19 protein-coding genes and 2 pseudogenes are annotated in these 15,571 nt (G+C 53.8%); 14 read left to right on the top strand and 7 right to left on the bottom strand.

What is annotated here, in order from left to right:
* Positions 1-333: 333 nt before the first annotated feature.
* Both RR_RS22140 and RR_RS00095 read right to left on the bottom strand, forming a co-directional pair.
* Positions 334-486: a hypothetical protein gene (locus RR_RS22140; protein WP_011222130.1), complete on the bottom strand. Its 153-nt coding sequence runs from the start codon at positions 484-486 to the stop codon at positions 334-336.
* A 149-nt stretch (positions 487-635) separates the two neighbouring features.
* Positions 636-1,022, bottom strand: coding sequence for a hypothetical protein (locus tag RR_RS00095; RefSeq protein WP_011222129.1), 387 nt, complete (start codon positions 1,020-1,022; stop codon positions 636-638).
* 362 nt (positions 1,023-1,384) lie between these two features.
* Between RR_RS00095 and RR_RS22135 the strand changes: the two genes are divergently transcribed.
* The 7 genes from RR_RS22135 (at position 1,385) to RR_RS00070 (ending at position 4,506) form a co-directional block, all read left to right on the top strand.
* Positions 1,385-1,528, top strand: a complete 144-nt coding sequence (locus RR_RS22135; protein WP_161618949.1) for a hypothetical protein — start codon at positions 1,385-1,387, stop codon at positions 1,526-1,528.
* A 24-nt stretch (positions 1,529-1,552) separates the two neighbouring features.
* Complete coding sequence (locus RR_RS00090) at positions 1,553-3,100, top strand: hypothetical protein (RefSeq protein WP_011222128.1); 1,548 nt, start codon at positions 1,553-1,555, stop codon at positions 3,098-3,100.
* Positions 3,093-3,296 carry a hypothetical protein gene (locus RR_RS22130; RefSeq protein ID WP_171814219.1) on the top strand — a complete coding sequence of 68 codons (204 nt, stop codon included), beginning with the start codon at positions 3,093-3,095 and terminating at the stop codon, positions 3,294-3,296. The genes RR_RS00090 and RR_RS22130 overlap by 8 nt, the downstream gene beginning before the upstream one ends.
* Entirely contained in the window at positions 3,296-3,559 is a 264-nt protein-coding gene (locus RR_RS00085; protein ID WP_079890951.1) for a hypothetical protein, read from the top strand. Before RR_RS22130 ends, RR_RS00085 begins: the two co-directional genes overlap by 1 nt.
* Positions 3,556-3,897, top strand: a complete 342-nt coding sequence (locus tag RR_RS00080; RefSeq protein ID WP_011222127.1) for a PadR family transcriptional regulator — start codon at positions 3,556-3,558, stop codon at positions 3,895-3,897. The genes RR_RS00085 and RR_RS00080 overlap by 4 nt, the downstream gene beginning before the upstream one ends.
* A 154-nt stretch (positions 3,898-4,051) precedes the next feature.
* Positions 4,052-4,261 carry a hypothetical protein gene (locus RR_RS00075; RefSeq protein WP_011222125.1) on the top strand — a complete coding sequence of 70 codons (210 nt, stop codon included), beginning with the start codon at positions 4,052-4,054 and terminating at the stop codon, positions 4,259-4,261.
* Positions 4,261-4,506 (top strand): hypothetical protein, encoded by a 246-nt coding sequence (locus RR_RS00070; protein WP_011222124.1) that lies wholly within the window; start codon positions 4,261-4,263, stop codon positions 4,504-4,506. Before RR_RS00075 ends, RR_RS00070 begins: the two co-directional genes overlap by 1 nt.
* A gap of 80 nt (positions 4,507-4,586) precedes the next feature.
* Here the strand turns inward: RR_RS00070 and RR_RS00065 are convergent, their stop codons facing one another.
* The 3 genes and pseudogenes from RR_RS00065 to RR_RS00055 all read right to left on the bottom strand — a co-directional run.
* Positions 4,587-5,324 (bottom strand): hypothetical protein, encoded by a 738-nt coding sequence (locus RR_RS00065; RefSeq protein ID WP_011222123.1) that lies wholly within the window; start codon positions 5,322-5,324, stop codon positions 4,587-4,589.
* Positions 5,325-6,084: 760 nt separating this feature from the next.
* A pseudogene (locus RR_RS00060) lies at positions 6,085-6,568 on the bottom strand (hypothetical protein).
* A 7-nt stretch (positions 6,569-6,575) separates the two neighbouring features.
* Positions 6,576-6,677, bottom strand: a pseudogene (locus RR_RS00055) (CopG family transcriptional regulator); the annotation flags it as partial.
* Positions 6,678-7,048: 371 nt separating this feature from the next.
* Here RR_RS00055 and RR_RS21980 point away from each other — a divergent pair.
* Positions 7,049-7,912: a hypothetical protein gene (locus RR_RS21980; protein WP_011222121.1), complete on the top strand. Its 864-nt coding sequence runs from the start codon at positions 7,049-7,051 to the stop codon at positions 7,910-7,912.
* A gap of 273 nt (positions 7,913-8,185) precedes the next feature.
* Positions 8,186-8,539, top strand: a complete 354-nt coding sequence (locus tag RR_RS00040; RefSeq protein ID WP_011222120.1) for a hypothetical protein — start codon at positions 8,186-8,188, stop codon at positions 8,537-8,539.
* Positions 8,540-9,221: 682 nt separating this feature from the next.
* On the opposite strand, the gene RR_RS00035 is transcribed toward RR_RS00040, so the two are convergent.
* A complete protein-coding gene (locus RR_RS00035) occupies positions 9,222-9,611 on the bottom strand; it encodes a hypothetical protein (protein ID WP_049938377.1) in 390 nt (129 codons plus the stop codon).
* Between the two features lie 272 nt (positions 9,612-9,883).
* Entirely contained in the window at positions 9,884-10,429 is a 546-nt protein-coding gene (locus tag RR_RS00030) for a hypothetical protein (RefSeq protein WP_011222118.1), read from the bottom strand.
* 293 nt (positions 10,430-10,722) lie between these two features.
* On the opposite strand from RR_RS00030, the gene RR_RS00025 reads away from it, so the two are divergent.
* The 5 genes from RR_RS00025 to RR_RS00005 all read left to right on the top strand — a co-directional run bounded on the left by RR_RS00025 (position 10,723) and on the right by RR_RS00005 (position 15,405).
* Positions 10,723-11,451, top strand: coding sequence for a hypothetical protein (locus RR_RS00025; RefSeq protein WP_011222117.1), 729 nt, complete (start codon positions 10,723-10,725; stop codon positions 11,449-11,451).
* 63 nt (positions 11,452-11,514) lie between these two features.
* Positions 11,515-11,793 carry a hypothetical protein gene (locus RR_RS00020; protein WP_011222116.1) on the top strand — a complete coding sequence of 93 codons (279 nt, stop codon included), beginning with the start codon at positions 11,515-11,517 and terminating at the stop codon, positions 11,791-11,793.
* 700 nt (positions 11,794-12,493) lie between these two features.
* Positions 12,494-13,612: a hypothetical protein gene (locus RR_RS21715; RefSeq protein ID WP_049938376.1), complete on the top strand. Its 1,119-nt coding sequence runs from the start codon at positions 12,494-12,496 to the stop codon at positions 13,610-13,612.
* A gap of 5 nt (positions 13,613-13,617) precedes the next feature.
* Complete coding sequence (locus tag RR_RS21710) at positions 13,618-14,748, top strand: hypothetical protein (protein WP_137440587.1); 1,131 nt, start codon at positions 13,618-13,620, stop codon at positions 14,746-14,748.
* A gap of 6 nt (positions 14,749-14,754) precedes the next feature.
* Positions 14,755-15,405 carry a hypothetical protein gene (locus RR_RS00005; protein WP_011222113.1) on the top strand — a complete coding sequence of 217 codons (651 nt, stop codon included), beginning with the start codon at positions 14,755-14,757 and terminating at the stop codon, positions 15,403-15,405.
* Positions 15,406-15,571: the final 166 nt, after the last annotated feature.

Raw genomic sequence — 15,571 nt, 5'->3', positions numbered from 1 at the left:
AGCACGGGGACGAGTGGCGTACCCGTGCCGAGTGTAGCCACTGTGGTGAGTATACTGAATGGTTCTAACACCGCAGCGGTGAGCGCGATACTCCGGGCCTGCGTTGACACCGCACGCAGGTAGCCGTGACGGGCCCTATTATACCCAGTCAACCGTCGGTATGGACGCCAGTACGCTACTATCAACGGCTACAATTGTTGTTTCGGCTTCCAGATCCTCTCGAAATCTGACACTCTGGGACTAACCAACACCAGCGTACAGACCGTTCCGAATGTTGGTTAGTCGCTTCTCGGATCCTTTCAGACAGAAGAACGCAGGTCTAGGAGTTCAGAACTACTCCGGCGCAACGACGTCTTCACACGTCGGACACTCCGCCCAGATGCCCTCCGTGCCATCGTCTTTCTCGTATTCAACCAGCAGCCACGGAGTTGTGATACGCTCGCCACAGTCTGGGCACCGGCCGAGACGCTGCGTGTCATCAGACATGGAAAGGGGATGGAAGGAGCGTGTGACAGTGTTCCTTCCACCCAAAAATTGCCTATCCTCGGATATAAGCGTTTAGCCACTGTCTCAGGCCACTCAACAGAAACGTGCCCCGCCGTCACGGGTACACCTACTGCAACCGCCACTCCAGTTCAGGCAAGCAGTCGCTCGTCGCGAACGGTCGGCGACGTGAGCTCGTAGTGGATCTCGCCGTCGCCGTGGTACTCGGCACTGTATGTGAACTCCTCGGAGATGCCGAACTCGTGGCGCATATCGGCGGGCAGACACCACTGAAGATCGGTCTGGATGTCCACTGGCTCGATGTCGAACTGCCCCGGTGGGTCTGCCACTGTCCCGTAGTCTTTATCGATGAATAGCGCCACCGTCAGCGACGCGTCACCAACCTCCTCGATCTCCAGTCGGCATGTATCGTCGACGTCCAAGCCGGCGGCCTGCTGCCAGCCCTGGTCAATACTCAGATACAGGCTGACACTTCCTCGCTGGACCACGCTTCGCCCTAGCATTACTGAATTGGCCATACCCACGGATTAGCAGTGGCTGAGAAAAGGGCATCGGCGCTGTTCACTACAGTCCAGTGTCTCACTCTTACAATCTCTTACCAGACTGCTTCAGGACCATACAGAGAGTGACAGAAGACTGTACCAATCCAGCCATATTTGTCCGTGGTCTGCCACCGGTTTCGTGTTCGTAGGATGACCGCAGTCTGACTGTGGCGCCCTACTCACACGAGAGCATCCATTCCAGTTAACAGGAGCAACTGACCGGAGGCGGTGGCCGAGACTGGCATTGACCTGTGTGAGGGCGGCACGAGGTGTAGACTCAGTGCATCCGACGAGCGTAGTGGTGTTCTTTCTGCAGCTACAGGCAGCCAGACTGAGCCGTGAACGCGCTCGAAGCGGCTGGCCACGGATTGGCCGGTGGCGCTACCGGAGCCGACGAGACGGGCGGTCACGACAGTATTGGCTCTCACGATGAGCACCCTCGCAACGCTGGCTTCGGCGACAACGCACAGAGACGGAATTGACCACCTAACTGGAGTAAACAACGTATGTCTCAGAACCTCCCGAAATCCGAACAGGACGGGTTTACAGAGAAGACGATACAGGGCGCACAGATCATCCACGGCGCGGACCCGCACGGAAAGTGGCCGACCGACGCTGAGGAAATTCGAAACCGGTTCGATATCCCGGCGTTCGACCCGGAAGCGTTCTACCCACGCGAGGGCGCGGCACTGTCAGGCGTATACCCGGACTTTCTCGTGCATATCGAGAACTCCGCCGATGGCCCGTCGACGGTGAACTCACCGGGTGCATCACTGACGATGGTCGAAGCGCCGAAGGGCTCAGGCAAATCCACAGCTGCCGACCAGTTTGCCACGTACCAGATGGAACACAACGACGAGCGCATCGTCAGGAACGGCCGCCAGAAGAGCTCTGACTGGCGGCGGCTAGCTGACTGGACAACGCTGTGGCTCCCCAGCGGCGTCGAGGTTGACGGCCGCTGGATGGAAACCGTCGACCGCGACGATCCAGATCCCGACGAACTCTGCCGAGACGTACGGTATTACTCGGATGTCCACGAACTGGTTGCACGACTGCAGGACCATCCGAAAGGTACCTACAACGTCGTGTTCCCGGACCCGTACTTCCGGGGCTGTGTTGAAGCACTGTCGACGGCAGATGCGACGGTCCAACAGCCGGAGTTCATCCCCAAGAACGAGCCAAACCCCACGCCAGCCTCACACTGGTGGTTTGGCTTCCTTGCAGCACGGACCTTCGACGGAGTTCGCGTCGACGGCGATGGCGAGCGTAACTGGATGACCGCCCATATTGACGAGTTCGGGATGCTGGCCCCGGAGTCAGCGCCGGGTGGCGAGTCCGGCCACTGGACTCACCAGTGTGTCCAGATCATGGCCGACATCGCGAAGGAGATGCGGTCGGCCGGACTATCGCTGGTCGGCTACGGCCATCACGAAGAGGACGTCCACAATCACTGGCTCAAGGAGTTCGACTTCTGGGTCGAACTTTCGAACCACGATCGTGGCAACCGGACGACCAAGGCTGAAGCACCGAAGCCATTCCGCGATATCGAGCAAGACCAAGACCTCCTCTCGAAGCGGCCAAAGGGGTTTGGACTGTGCTACACGGCCAACCGGTTTTCGGAGTTTCAGTTCTCAGATCTGGGCTACCCACACGATACGCCTGAGTTCCAGCTCCGGCTCGGGATCCCGGAAGCCGTTGATGTCCCGACGAGCGATGATGGCGGTATGATCGTAGAGGACCTCCAGGTGGCGACTGACGATGAGGGCCAGCCGACCATCCTCAAGGAGTACCGCGCAGCCGACGGCGCCGTGCACGAACTGCGCGTGCTCGCGCCTGGTCGCGGGATTATCGACATCTCCGGTGAGAAACCCGAGCCACTGGAGGTGCTATCGAGCCCGTATCCCGACGCCGAGTTCCCCGAGAACCCGATCAAAACGACACAGACCCACTACGATATCATGTTCAAGCCAGACGCGAACGCAGAGATCGTTGCGGCACGCATTCCGAGACGAACTGGGCCCGGCACGACGACGGAGGTCGAGGCCGATGAGTGACCCAGCGAAGCGACTGGTGGAGACCGACACCGAACGCCCTTTTACGTTCATGACAGCCGTCGACGGCGACCCGGCTGGCGGGCCGAGCGGCACCAATCGGCCTGAGTGGACCAAAATGTCCGCTGGGTACGCGCGCGTATCAGGAACAGGAACGGAAGGGGGGACCCCCCTGAACGCTGTTGGAGGTGGGAACTGATGGCCAGTGATGTGCGCTCACTGGCTCGCGCTGGGCGGGCAATATTGGTGGTGCCACTCGCATCTGGCGTCGGCGCGATCCGGGCGACACTGCGAGCACTGGTCGCGGTCGTCATGTCGGTGCTTGGTGGCTGCTGGGTCGAGGCGATCACCGTCGAACAGTGGCTCCCAATCAGTGCTATCGAGCGACTGTGGCTGTTCGATGGCGAGCGGTCACTGGCAGTACCAACACAGACCACGCTCACAACGGCGGTGAGCCGATGACAGCCGACAGCGATGCCAGCGACCAGCCGGACTGGGCGGCGTATCAGAACCTCACGCCAACGGCACAGACGTGCCTGCTGTTGGTCGCGAATTACGACGGCGACGCCTGGGGTGGCCTGATCGCACAGGCCGCACAGGAGGGTCTTGACGTGAGTGACCGCCATGTCCGGCGCTCGCTTGCAGATCTGGAGTCGGCGGGGTTGGTTGAGTCTTCGGAGGCAACCCAGCGACGGGAGACGTATTCGGTCACCGACGACGGGCGCGAGGTCTTGAGCGGGATGCGCGACAGTCTTGCGCAGACCCTAGAGATGGTCGATAATCGGGAGGGTAGCGCATGATATCTCGGACTGCGCTGCTGTTGGTGGCCATTCCATGTGTGATGTTCGGGACTTGTCTTACCAAGCTATACCTCCGTTATGAGGAAACAAGCGGCGGGGTGGTATGGAACTCGGTTGTCAGGTACCCTAGTACCGACGGCAGGGAGGGCGACGGATGAATGTCGTTCCAGAGGGGTCGTGGGTTGACGAGGCTCGCGGCCACCCGCGGAAGCTCTTCGGGCTTGTCGTTGGGTTGGCGTTGCTCGCGACCGGCAATTGGGTGTTGCTGTGGCCGGGCATCGTTCTGTCAGGCCTCGCTGTCGGGCAGCTGGTTACCTACTGGGGCGATGAGACCGACGCCAGCGTCGACCGGAGGGCAGTCTGATGTTCTTCGCTGTTCTGTCGCTACTGGTGGCTCTCGTGGCCGGGTCGTTCATCATACTGCAGCGGTTCGGTGAGTTCACTGCTGTCCGATGGAGCGCAATTGTCGGGGTCAATTGCGTTGTGGCACTGCAGACACTCAGCGGCGGAACCCTGCTGAAGACGGTGGTTACCCCCGACGTTTTCGTGCTTGTGCTGGTCGTCGCCGGCTACGCGGTTGTCCAGCTCATGCAGGGAGACCCTGTCTGAGTAAGAAGGTGGTCGGGATATCCCTAGAAGTCGTTGTCTTGTTCAGACTGGACGGCGCTCTCAGTACTGGGTAACTCTATTCACTTCCGTCTGAGTACCTCCGCTGCGTCCGATTCTGATGTCGCGTTTATCGCTGCAACGATTTGCTCACGTCCTTCTGCTACCATCTCAGCATCGATCTTTCCATCTTCGTCCGGGTGGAATGGCCGTACATCAGCACCAAGCACGTACTCGAAGATATTGTTGTACGTAATCATCGCGTTCAGAGCTGCCTCTAATTTGTGTGCTATTTCGTCATCAACCGCACCAAACTCGGCTTCGTTGAATTCCTCAATTGCTTCAGTCGCCTCAGTCAACCGCGTACCCATCGCAGCCAACTGGTTGTCCAGTCGCTCAATATCCTCCGCTAGTTCCTCGATACGTTCCGTCGACCCCCCAGCTGGACTACCCCCCTCCGATGTGGACAACGATAGGGTGGAATTTTCCGTAACCCCATCAACTGCTTCTCGCCCCTTCTCAGTGATCTCGCACGACCGTGGACCCCACCCCTTCTCAGTCATCGATGCACCGTAGCTCTCGATGTAGCCCAGTTGGTCTTCAGTGAACCCACGAGAGTTACCAGCATCACTCTCTGAGTTGAGTCGATACTTCACCTGGGACTTCGATAGCGATGTGTTGTCCGTGATAACAGTCACCGTGGCAGGCGCTTCTCCAAGCTCCGTTCCGTCATACTCGTCCGGGTTGTCAGAGACATCTCTGACGATAGTTAGAAACTCGATATCTTCGATGCTTAACTCGGGCTCTGCACTCTCAGCCATCTTCTTACTCCCCCTGTTATAATCTTAGGGTATTATATTTTACCCTGTCCTAATAGGATACCCTAACGCTATCCCACCCTGTCCTAATACTTGTCCTAATCCTACCACACCCCTGTCCTAACACTGTCATAATATTATAATACCCTGTCCTAACACCTGCTGTAAAATTACCCTACCCCTGTCCTAAATACTGTCCTAATTATCACACACCCTGTCCTAATAAGTGTCCTAATCTTAGGATATCATAACCATATTCAGCACCGTACCGCAATTAATAGTGGGCACACCCCCCATGAGGTAGCGAAGAAAGTGAGGTCACAAGGGGGACGAGTGACCACGAGCTCGCAGCGAAGCCCGTACGCCGACTACCCGCGTAGAGGGGTGTTGAACTATACAGAAAATCTGATATATAGGGTATATCGAGAGCGCCGTCGACGAGTCCCACACTCGCACACAGTCATGTGCATTGAGCCCACGTGACGATACACGAATCGAAGTCCACATCTTGCGTACAAGGGACATCGAGCCACGTGGAGAGCACGCTGAACATCGAGGGCGCGATGAACACGTCAGGCCACTCCGTCTCGAAGAAGGACGCCGTCATGGGGACACGCAGGCGTCATCGCTTCGATAGGCTAGCCTGTCTAGGTGACGGAACAGGCGGTACCCAGAGCGAGACAAGCCTGGTAAGTATGTACGACCACAGCGCATGTGTGTTGACGTCCGGCGGTTCCTTTCCGTTACAAATCCGGAACCAGTATCATTCAAATAGTTTCTGTGCCCGCCGATAGATCGGCTGTCCAAGCCAGGACCGCTGTTCGGCGAGCTGGTCAAGTTTCTCCAGAGCCGTCTGTCTATCGAGTACCTGCCGGGTTACCAGTGCTTTGAGCACGATGGGCGAAATCGCGACCTGTGCGTCGACTGCGGTCTGGAGCTCGGGCAGCGCGCGGAGATCATCAGTAATCAGGAACGCTGCGTCGAGGTCGTTGCACAGAAGCGCACAACTCCCTTCGCCCTCGTCAATCCGAGATGAGGCAAGCGTGCCGTCGACGTGTCTGACAGTGATTTGCGCTGTATTGTCGAGGACAGTCTGTGCGGCATGGCCGTGGGTATCGTCGTAGGCTGGTTGCATCGAGTTCGTCGATAACTGTCTCCGTGGTAGCGACCTCGAATTCGGTGAGCAACGTATCAAGCAGGTCGACCGACGCGAGTGAGATGAGTGCAGGTGTATCCGCGACAGTCATGCAGTGCTCACAGTTGCGCGAGATCGTCGGCCATCTCGTCGCCCTGGTCAAGAAGAGTCTTGGACGCCCGGACGGATTCGGCGTCTTGCCGTCCGAGGACCTCTTTCAGCACGTCACTCAAAGTCCATAAGCCGCCGTTCCGCTGAATCGAGTATCGATAGATTGTTTCACTGCTTCATGAGGGATCGTTCTATCGGCAATCACTCTCGTTGGGAGGCATTCGGGCCGGATACCGTCGACAAAGCGGATTGGTTTACTAGATATACTCATGTGTAGTACATTGTTGGTGGAGAGATTTCTTGCGATTCTGTACGGAATAGAATAGAATCGCCGGGTTGGTTTTGCCACACTTGCAGCAAAGTGGACAGTGAGGATGCGCTTACAGTCTTCGGCTTTCACCCGCGATTCTCGGTATAAATAATCTACTTGACAAATGGATTGAACTAATTTTTTATACTAAAATCGATTAATCTCCCAGACATGTCGTATGAAGATTGGGCTGGTGGCATACGGTGCTCAGAATGTGGGAGAGAATATACTGGTATAGAGTGTCCAATCTGTAGGCAAGCCGATCCAACTGAAAGAGAAGTTGTCACAGAACATGGAAATGGTAGAGGTGACCAACAACCTCCTGAGAACGGAACAGTGTCGGCAGACTCTGGAGTTTATGATATCGATAAAATAGAGCATGAGCGACATACCGACGCTGAGAAGGTTAATCCAGAGGTTGTCGATCCCTCTGATTACGTTACACGCGCTGTTTCTGGCGTTGTATTCAACAAGCGCCATGCATGGAAAGCTGAAAACCGGGCTGACGAAGATAATCCGCCAAGTTTGTTTGTAGTCACGACGGCCGATTCAGAATTTAACTGGATTGAAATTCCATTGTGGGACGACGCTGAGGGGGCAATGGAAGACATTTCAATTGGCGATCCGATCCAAGCTGAGGGTAAACTGTCTAAAGATAATGGTGTCCACAATATACACGTCCACTCACAAGACTCGATTGATATTCTCACGGAACCGCCTGAAGTGAAATTTGATTCGATGGCGATTGATCAAATTACTTCAACAACGCCCAAAGTAGATTTGGAGGGGACAGTGGAGCGAGTTGGTGAAATTAAGGATATTCAGCTGGACGATGAAAAGGTTAAATTACGCGAAATTCACGTGAGTGATCTTAATAATGACCAGATTCAGGTTGCCCTCTGGCGCACCAATGCCTACGAGAAGGTCGCTCCGGGTGATGAAATTATAATCGCCGGCGGACTGGCCAAGCCACACAATGAGAAGGTCGTTGTTCGGGTCGGTTGGTCAGGGCATATTGGCTATCGGTCTTCATAGAAATCTTTTCGACGCATCGTTGTCCCGCAAATAGACCGATAAGGATACCGTATCTCCGAAGGGTACCTGTCGTTTGATGGAACATCACCCGACAACGTGTATCCCTGTAGAGTATCCTGATCATGGCCGATGCAGTACTCCATCAGCGACTGGCTTACCCTCCAGAGCAACCAAGCGCTTTCTGGTGTGGTGAGCCAACGTTCAGGAATGCGTACGAGTGGGCACTAGATGCATATCGAAGCCGAAGTGACCGCTGCTGGAGAAAAGTAGCTCATGGCGCCGACAGACGATACAGCAGAGCTGACCGAGCAAGACGTGCTGAAAGCGTTCAACTACGAGACTACCGTAGAGGCACCGATGCTGACCGTCGCCGAGATCGCCGACGCGCTGGCCAAGCATTTCGACATCGAGGTCGGCAACGAGATTATTCGGTGTCGCTTGCGGGAGATGGAGAGCGACGAACTGGTCGCAAGCGAAGGCACCGAGGACTCCACGGTCGAGTGGACCGCACTTGTCGCACCGCGACTCTCCGACGAGGTGCTGGCCGACGCCGAAGCAGCCGAGGGCGAATTCGAACGTGGCGAAACGGTGTCGCTCGAAGAGCTTACCGACGACCCGAAGGACTGAATTCTGAGGGGTTCCGGCTGGTGTCGCAGAGGGAGCTACAGAATTATTCGTCGTCCATAGAAGTATATCGCTCCATACGCGATAAGTGGAAGGACGACCACGTTCGTCACTCGATGAGGTGAGACGAACGACTCTACTGGTGTGGTTTGTTTCACGGTTTACTTTTGAAGGGGAACAAGTCAGCATCTGCCAAGCGACTTCGGATCGCAACTTCGCCAACTCTTCAGGAGTCATAGAATGGTGCCGAAAGGAATCCGGCGGTTTTCGCGCTGCTGATGCTTACCGGCCTCGGACAGTCTCAATTCAGCCGGGGGTACCGGGTATGGTCGGGTGTGCCACCCGGGCGATCACCGACGACGTGCGAGCAGGTACTCGTCGAGCGAGGCTACGCGGTCACGGTTCGGGATCGGCAGCTGGCGGCACCCGTCGTAGCGACCGAACAGGTTCTGGTATAGCTTGATCACACCCGATATCCGGGAGTGCGTACAAATGGGCACGGAGCGTAACGGATGGGAGTGGCGGCGTGGGGGGTGTAGAGTGAGGTGAGATCAGTGATTTGGTTACTCAGTTTGATCGACGTGCAAAAATTGGCCCGAAATCCAGAACAACTAATAAAATAGCGCCCTTCTTCCTCAGTAAGAAACAATTCATCTTCAGCTAATGTCAAACCATGTGTTTCCTATCAGATACCGTATCGTTCGGCTTCTTCCTCTTTCTCTATAGCCTCAATGACGAGCGTTTCGGGTAGTTCGAGGTACACCCATCCAGCAAAATGGGCCACCTCAGCGAAAAGTAGCGGCGTTGCTTCACCGTGGCTAATCACTTCAGAGTAGATCAGCGCGGCAGCGACGAAGATTGCTGAGAACGCAAGCACAGAATGGACATTCGGTACGAACTGAATTTTATGACCGAATGCTACAATATCAATCTCGAACAGAGGAGGACGGTTCCTGCTACTCTTATCTGATTCAGATGCCTGTTCTCTTTCTTCGTCACCATCGGTTGCTTGGTTCGGTTGTTCCATGTGGGATTCACCTATTTCTGCCGCCTGGCCGACATCATCTACTGCCACATGACACACTAAATGCTGTAATGATAAAAATAGACTGGTTTATACACTAATATAGAAGTAATATTATTAGAAAACGAGTTGCAACAATAGTCTTAGAGAGCATTCAGGCTCCCTGAGCTGCTCTACCGGCGTTTTTACTTCGTCCTGTGTATTTATCACTACTGTTCTGTAATCTATCTCTACAGCTTTTCTGATATAGCAGCACCCCCGCCGAAGTCAGAGACTAGATGGGAACAGGGACAAGAGAGAAACCAGTGGGCTTCCCGCAGCAGTTAGTCTCTGTTCTCTAACTTTTCAGCGACTCTTTCAGCGATACGATCCAAGGTTTCATCCTCCATTGACATATCCTCGCCGAGGACAGAACGCCGTACCGACGACTGCTCCCACTCCTTCTGTTCAGAGAGTACCATACTTTGTGTCTCAGCCTGCGGAACTGATAATCCACGGCCAGCTGGCTGCTCCGTATGATGCACTTGCTCTCGTTGCGGATCTTCTAGTGCTTGTTTCACGCCAGTGAGATCAGGACCGACATTATCAATGGCTTCCCGCAGACGTTCGACCGCTCTTTCCTTGTCTTCGATATCAGACGCCTCGGCAATCACCTCTAGGTCATCAGGATGCTGAAAAAGGTGGACACCGATGTAGTATTCTAACGCCTTTTCGTAGCTCCTACCCAATGGCCCTCTGATCTTGGCATGCTTGTGCTTGACAAGGCCCTTCACCAACTCGGCCAGATCTTTGTCAACACGTGCGCCTAGCTGTACCGTTGCGTCACCGTCATCGGAGTCATCCTCCGGATTTGTTTGGCTTTCCGTCATTAGTGATACCCTCGGGCGGGTAGTTGACACCCGAATGTGTACCTGCACACGTCTTATCTAACTACATCATCTTAAAAGTTAACTAAAAACGTCACGAGCCGTCTCATATTTGAGAAACAGTGGCCGTTATGACTGCTTAAGAGATTGAACTTCAGTTCCAAGTTTATCAAGAAATACTTTTAGGCACCCCAAATATGCGTTATCTCGTGATATTAGTAAACCAGTCCCACCTCTCTGGAATATTAAGACCGCGGCAGTAAATTTATTATTCGATAGTACAATGGCACAAAGGGATGATCCAAGAAACGCTCCCGAGGGCAGTGAACAACCTCGCGGAAGCTTGGGAGGGAGCTGGCCTGGACATCAGAGACTACCTTTTAGCGGGCTCCGTTCGTGACGCAATTAAGTTGGAACTCAGTGAACAGGGCGGGTTTCACTGGACTGTTTGTACGGACAAAGAGAGAATACTGGGTGCTGCCGGAGAGCACCTATCCCGGATTCACAACGTGCGGGTGAAAGCCCGCCAACACAATTTGGAGCTGGCGAAGGAACAGACAAGGCTCATTCTTCGTGTGAATCAAAACATCCGCGAATACATAGCACTCTGCGAAAAATTAGGTGTAGACTGGTCCGACGATATTCATGATCTGATGCGGACACGGCCTGGCCCGGCCCCTACGAAAACGACTACCGACGAATTTGATATTCATCTGTGTACTGAACTCCCACCTGTCCAGGAAGCTGTTGATATCGTTCATTCTAGTCTCGAAGAGATTCGCTGTTATTGCGGTGATAATCTTGCCAACTACCTCCAGGAGCAATTTGATGATGACCAACAGGACAAGGCAATCAAATATATTGAAGAGCTAATCATAATTGTTGTATACATCGGCCCTGTTGGCAGGTCAGAAGCTGAAACTCCAGAGTGGGCATTTCATCTCAAGGGTCGTGCTCTCCAACACGCACACGAGAAATTCGGCCTTGCTCGGGTAGCCAACGATGACCGATATCTATTCATCTAATGAGAGGATTCTGAGTGGGTCCGCTTCTACTCTGAAAACGTCTCAAACACTTCTGATGAGGCGATGGATCAATTCGAAGAAGAAATATTCGAGTGGGGTGAGGCAAATTACGGCGACCGAATTGACTCGAGTGAACTGAAGTTCGTCGACACGCAATCAGATGATGAGGACACCGAGCGAGTTCCACCGGAGGTGGAAGCTGGCCTCGAACCCGAATACGACTGCCCAGACTGCGACTACTACAAGACAGGGGTAACGACGGGGCCTCAGTCTTTCCTTGAGCATCTTCAGGAAGCACACGACTACGATCAGTCGGAAGCACACAGCATCCTGAACGGCTAACAACCAGCCAGGGCTCTACGAGCTCTTCTCCCGCTCGAATTATTTGTCAGTACGTTATATATGGATGAACGAAAGCATCCAGACGATCGATTTAGAAGTGGCCGTACAGATTTGTGAGATAATCAGCACTGCCATAGAAGTATATCGCTTCAGACGCGATAAGCGGGGGACGACCACGTTCTTCACTCGATGAGATGGGCGGACCGAGTCTATCAGAGTGGTTTGTCTCACGATTTACTTCTGAAGGTGAACAAGTCAGCATCTGCCAAGCGACTTCGGATCGCAACTTCGCCAACTCTTCAGGAATCATAGAATGGTGCCGAAAGGAATCCGGGGGTTTTCGCGCTGCTGATGCTTACTGGCCTCGGATAGTCTCTCATGCAGCCCAAGGAGGGACTCGACGACAGGCCGCCTAAACAATCACCAGCAACAGGCGCACAAGCGGGCACTTGCTGAACAGTGTAGAGTCAGTATCGGTTCTGTTTTTATCCGTGCTTCCGGCCACCAAGCATACCGAAGCTTGCCCGAAACTGAAATTGACTACTCAAAGAGAGTATGGTGTTTCTGTTGACTGAGTGATACATTTACTACGCTATCCCCAATTTGATACGCAGGTACACATTATATGCACCTGAAAGGCAAAAAACTAATACGAGCCAGATAACCTGCAAATCACACTGATTCACATGAGGAACTGACCGTGGAAGATACAAACCTGTACCAATTCACCGACCTCGACTCCTTAGATACGCTGTTTGCCTGGGCCAATGAGGCAATCGAGCAGGAGGATAACCCGGTCCGGTCGCTTACGTTCATCGCTGAAGAGAAGCCAAAAGCGGTTTTCGCCAGTAACAGTCCGACCGGATTCTCTGTTGATATCGACGACAGGGGAGAATTCCTAAAACTTAGTCTTACACGGCGGATTCAGGGTTCTGGTGAGGACTACAATGAGGACGGCTACAAATTCCTCTCTGGTACGGTCTATGTCTTCAGTCACGAAGACACAGACGCATACACTGCCTTTGCCGTCTCTGACCGTGAGTTCTTCAATCAAGCTGTCCGGCGATATATCCAAGGACTCCCGCCATCTGTCTCAACCTCGTTCCTTTCGACTGATGAACTTCAGCAGCTCCTGAACAAGCTGAGTGACGACATCAACGGGAATCTCTATGTGACGAAAGGAGTCACCAAGTCACCTGTTGGTGACACTGAGGTCAAATACTTCGATAACAGCCGGTATTTCGAGCTGTTTAATCTCGAAGAAGTCAGCCAGCAGAACTCCTACGTCGACAAGATAGAGTTCGAGCTCCGGCAGTCCAGACACAAATTCAGTGGCCAGCTCTCCCGAAAAGGGGCCTCTCGCTACGTGAGCGGTAACCAGAGCATCTATTTCAAAAAGATCCTCCCCAGTTTGGCTACACTTCTCTCTAAGAAGGGAGAGTTATTCAACGACAAGGCCCGTGAATATGGTACCCGAGAGGCTGAGACGATCGAAATTACCTACGAAGAAGGAGCGATCAAAGGGCGTGAGGAAAACATCCGGCTGATAAACGCCTTGGAGGGGCTCAAACGGTCTTCGATTACGGTCTATCACAAGAATCCGTATATGCACGCATCGATTCTGGACTATGAAGACGGTACGAACGCGGATGTGTTTCTCACCTCGGACCGGCGTGTGAGCATCGTTCCTGGCTTCAATGCGTCACGAAAGTCTCTGTCTCGGATCTGCGATCGAATCAACCAAGGGTTCCTTGAGGGGGAAGTCATTGAAGGGCAAAATCGCAGTAAGGACCCAGAGGAGTACTTCGTCAAAGGGTGACCGGCGTGAGTGGACAAAACCAGTACGAGCGCTGTGTTGAGCAGGCCTTCGCAGAGTTTCGTGCCTACGACGAAGTTGTTGATATCGTAGCCGCTTGGGAACAGTTTCTCAGCGATATCAGCGTTGCCAGCGCGTTTGATTTTCAGTGGTTTCCCGATCCCATCACGACTGACACTGGCGCCGAACGAGCGCCAACGTTTATTTCGTCGCTCACATCAGAGTATGCCATCGTCGCTGATGTGATCCAAGAGATCGACAGTGATGCTCAGGATTTTCGGGAACGGTTAGTCCCGCTCACTGCCGTTGACACGGGCGATGTTGCGTACGACGGGATCTCGCCGGAGACCGTCGATGTCTGCCTGCTCATTGCCAGCGAACAGGCACAAGCTGCACGTGTCCATCTGGATTCTTTTGACGACGGGTTCCTCCAAGCCCCCAATGTCATCCCACTGGAGTTCAGTCTCATCGACCAAGACACGACACCGAAATACAAATTTGAGCGGATGTCGCTGGTCGGAGAGAATTTCCGGGACAAGTCACTGCCCACCCACGCCAGGATGAGTCCTCGTGTGTCTACAGATGGAGAGTTAGCTAGTATCCAGATCTCGATATCGGACTTTGATCGGCACAAAGCAACCGGCGTACTCTGCAATAAACAGCCACCAAGTCTCTATCTTGCCTGCCACATGTGGGATCGAGTGTTCTACGATCAGCTCAACGATAGTCAGCAAATCGAATGGCGGCGTGAAGATCCAGACCAGACACTCACCTTCGAAATTGAGGCGGGCTCCCTGGCAGACAAACTCAACGACTCCTACATTCCCAACGGCTCAGTCAATTCAGCCTGGGTCAATGATACACTGGACTACCTCTGTGTCGTCGAGACGGCTGAGAAGCTCACGGACTCCCGGTACAGAATTCAGTTCCGCAATCTTAGTGAAAAGCGGCGAGAGTACAAAGATGTCGTTGTCCGTGGTGGCGAATTTTCTGACCTAGCAATGTTGTTCGCGGGCTGGCACTGCGAGAACGAAGTCGAGCTTGAGCGGGGCGATCTGGATAAACTGACCGAGCCCACCGAGTCGGTGGGTGCCACAGATTCAGAAGATTATACACAACCCACGATCGGGGAATTCTGAACGGCTATGTCGAAGGATGATTCTTCCGAGGACGACGAACAGAATCCGCACCTGCACTTGTCAGAAAAGTACGACCGAATGGTTGAAAGCCAACTGAGTGCGCTTTCTAACGTCGATACGAACGCGTGGCGAGCTGCTCGCCTGATCGGGATTATACTCGGGGTCCTTCTAACCGGACTCTCGCTTATTGCTCAAGGCGAGAATCCAGCAGTAACGTTTTCGCCAGCCGTATTGATGTTCTTCGCTCTCGGCGTGATTTCGTTGCTTGTCTCGTTGGTATTCGCTGCGGTCAGTATCCTCAATGTAGAGGTTGGATACGGCCCAGGAACCCACCTTACGGATGGGTTGACCGAGGGGGATGTCAGCCCTGAGGCATACCCTGGCATCGTATCGAAGAACTTGGCAAAGAACATCGAGAAAAACAACCGCGTCCTGTCTGTGAAAGCGGACAAACTCCGGTATACCTACAACTTCCTCATAGTTGGCCTTATTTCGTTTTCTTCAGCCGTCGGGATTCTAATCATCTCGCCAAGCAGAGCGCTTACTATAATCGGGGGTCTCAGCTCAGGGGCAATAATGACAGGGATTACCTACTATATTCTCGGAAAAAAGTACGACATCGATAGCGAAGGTGTAGATTCCGTTGGTCAAGAGTAGTCCATTGTCGCCTCTTTCGATGCTAGCTCGCCCAGTCCGTCGCTACGATGTGTTGTTGCTCGGCCTGCAAGGGCGTGGCTGCACCGTCAGCCCAGCCAGTGCCAGTTCTCGAAGTGCCTCAGTTCGGGCGGCTACGGTGTCACATAGTTCGGCATCAAGGAATTGG

The sequence above is a fragment of the Haloarcula marismortui ATCC 43049 genome (assembly GCF_000011085.1).
Classification (GTDB): Archaea; Halobacteriota; Halobacteria; order Halobacteriales; family Haloarculaceae; genus Haloarcula; species Haloarcula marismortui.
Note: the sequence above shows the minus strand (reverse complement) of the source record. Positions and strands in the feature narration are given on the sequence as shown.